This is a genomic window from Cyanobacteriota bacterium (genome assembly GCA_025054735.1).
Lineage (GTDB): Bacteria > Cyanobacteriota > Cyanobacteriia > SKYG9 > SKYG9 > SKYG9.
This window is the reverse complement of sequence record JANWZG010000454.1, coordinates 1-2,856: the sequence shown is the minus strand read 5'-3', so window position 1 is coordinate 2,856 and position 2,856 is coordinate 1. Positions and strand designations below refer to the sequence as shown.

3 protein-coding genes are annotated in these 2,856 nt (G+C 50.7%); all 3 read left to right on the top strand.

Annotated features, from left to right (window positions below):
* The coding region (locus NZ772_16680) for a hypothetical protein (protein MCS6815191.1) at positions 1-786 on the top strand (786 nt) is incomplete at its 5' end.
* Between the two features lie 129 nt (positions 787-915).
* A complete protein-coding gene (locus NZ772_16675; GenBank protein ID MCS6815190.1) occupies positions 916-2,430 on the top strand; it encodes an IctB family putative bicarbonate transporter in 1,515 nt (504 codons plus the stop codon).
* A gap of 348 nt (positions 2,431-2,778) precedes the next feature.
* Positions 2,779-2,856 (top strand): glycogen/starch synthase (locus NZ772_16670; protein ID MCS6815189.1); only part of this gene is annotated, 78 nt, incomplete at its 3' end.

Genomic DNA, 2,856 nt, shown 5'->3' with positions numbered 1-2,856 from the left:
CTGCTTATGGAAGCGTTGGGAGTGCAGGTACAAGTCCCTGAGCATTTTGATACTGATCGCTTTGGCACCTTTACCCGTGATATTGACCGACCGGGAGATCAAATTGAGACAGCCCGCCTCAAAGCTAAAGCTGCTATGGAAATCACGGGAGAAACGTTGGCAATCGCGAGTGAGGGCAGTTTTGTCCCTCATCCTTGGTTACCGGGATTACCCATAAACCGGGAGGTGGTTGTGCTATTAGATGCTCAGCATGACCTAGAGATTGTGGGTCAAGTCACCAGCACGAATACAAACTTTCGCCACGAAACAGTGCACTCCTTAGCGGAGGCGATCGCCTTTGCTAAAGCAATTGGCTTTCCTCACCACGGTCTTGTCGCAATGACCCAGCGATCGACTAAAGATCCCAGTCACATTATCAAAGGCATTACCGACTATGACCATCTGCAAGCAGCCGTTGAGCAATTGGCACAGCAGACCAGCGACGGTAGCGTTCACCTAGAAACAGACATGCGTGCACACATGAACCCAACGCGCATGAAGGTGATTGCCGAGGCAACTCAAGATTTGCTCTTTAACCTCCAGCAGAGTTGCCCTCAGTGTGGTGCACCAGGATTTACAGGGCGCGATCGCCAGCCTGGATTACCCTGTGCCCTCTGCCAATCACCCACAACTCTAACCTTGGCGATCGTGTATCACTGTCGTCGGTGTGGCTATTCTCAAGAAAAGCTATACCCTGATGGTCAATACACGGCTGACCCTACCTACTGCTCCTATTGCAATCCCTAGGCCAGACGCTAGCTAATGGGAAATCTACAGTACCACCGTAGGCACCAAGTTCTATGATGGCAAGGTACTAACCTTCTATTTCCTAAATACTGTATTCTGTACCCATTGTGGGTATGTCTCTGGTTGTCTATGCTAGTGGAGTCATTAAAAATATCAGTGCTGCGTCCCCTGCTGCCGCTGTGGAATGCAGTAACTCTGGCCACATTGCCGTTACAAACCTGGGCTGGGGCTAGCTATGTTCATCGGTGGATTGGTGCCTTGCAAACCTGGCGTAAAAGTAGCTGGCTTATGCGCCATGCGGAGGTTATTGGTGGCATATTGCTGATTTTGCTATTCGGGTTGGCTCCATTTGTGCCGAATGCTCTTACAGGGTTGTTGCTGGCTGCCTGCGGCGGCTGGTGGTTTTTGCTGACCATTACGGACGATCGCTCCTCCACAGCTTCCCTATCTGCCCATGCTGATGCTCAAGAACAGACCGGGGCAACGAGTGGCGATACAAGCCCTGCCCAACTTGGGTTCACCCCCATTCATTTGCTAGTTTTGCTCTATTGGGGGGTTACTATTGTGGCTACTGCCCTATCCCCAGTGAGAAACGCCGCCATTCCTGGACTGGCTAAGTTTACCCTGTATCTCCTAGGATTTGCGCTGATGGCGCGGGTGCTGCGATCGCCCCAAATTCGTAATTGGATCATCACCCTTTACTTACATGTTGCTCTGCTGGTCAGCAGCTACGGACTCCGGCAGTGGTTCTTTGGAGCAGAAGCCTTGGCCACTTGGGTTGACCCCACCTCTCCACTCTCTAAAACCACCCGCGTTTACAGCTACCTAGGCAACCCTAATCTACTGGCAGGTTATTTGATTCCAGCCGTTGTCTTCAGCGCAGTGGCGATCGTTGCATGGAAAGGTTGGCTACCAAAGCTGTTGGCGATCGTCATGTTCGGGGTCAATAGTGCCTGTATGCTCGTTACCTTTAGCCGGGGTGGGTGGATTGGCATGGTCGTGGCCATGTTTGTGCTGGCAGTGCTGCTGGTGGATTGGTGGAGTGTTCACCTGCCTAGGGTCTGGCGCAAATTAGCATTGCCCGTTGTGCTGGGTGGATCCATAACTGTAGTTGTGTTGGCTGTTCTGTTCGTAGCTCCCGTGCGCGATCGTGTCCTTAGCATGTTCCTAGGACGCGGTGACACCAGCAACAACTTTCGTATTAACGTATGGATTGCCGTGCTGGACATGATTCGTGCCTATCCTATTCTGGGAATCGGCCCCGGAAATGTAGCCTTTCGTCAAGTCTATGTCCTATTTCAACGCCCCAAGTTCAATGCTCTAGGAGCCTATTCCGTATTCCTAGAAGTAGCTGTAGAGACTGGCTTGGTAGGGTTAACCTGTTTTCTATGGCTACTGATCGTTACTGTTTATCAGGGGTTGAGTCAACTGCAACACCTGCGTAAGGCCGGGAATCCCCAAGCACTCTGGCTGATAGCTGCCATCTCCACCCTGTTTGGAATGTTAGGTCATGGCTTAGTGGATACTGTCTGGTTCCGTCCAGAGGTGAACACTCTATGGTGGCTAATGATGGCAACGATCGCCAGCTACTATCGCCCTACACCTGCTGTAGCTAGGGTACCTTCGCTAGAAGAACCAACCTAGCTTAACGGGTTCGATCGCCTGCGAAACTATCTGTGATGCTCGATCAGAGTGCTAAGTCCCAGTCTTTTGTCTAGCAGAGCATATTTCACCCTTATACCTGTCCTCTCTCGTCCCATTGTCTGCTTCAGTAAGCTGAATTAAGTGCTGAATCCTAAGCATCGCTGGTTACCAGCCCTGACAAAAATCCCAAGCGAGGTGGGCAGATCGTGGGAGAATTTATCCAGCAAAATCGCTCCCTGCAAAATGTATACTTTTGTAAAAAATAACTGTTTCCTGCAACGACTTAAACACTCCCTAGAACATTTCACAACGCTGTGTAGAAGGTCTGTATAAAAGTGAGGATTAGGAATGTACATCGTACAAATTGCCTCTGAATGCGCCCCTGTGATTAAAGCGGGGGGCTTGGGTGATGTAGTTTATGGGCTA

Excerpts from the sequence above, each read along its gene's own strand:
- NZ772_16675 (MCS6815190.1), top strand. The coding sequence starts at position 916 with ATGCTAGTGGAGTCATTAAAAATATCAGTGCTGCGTCCCCTGCTGCCG.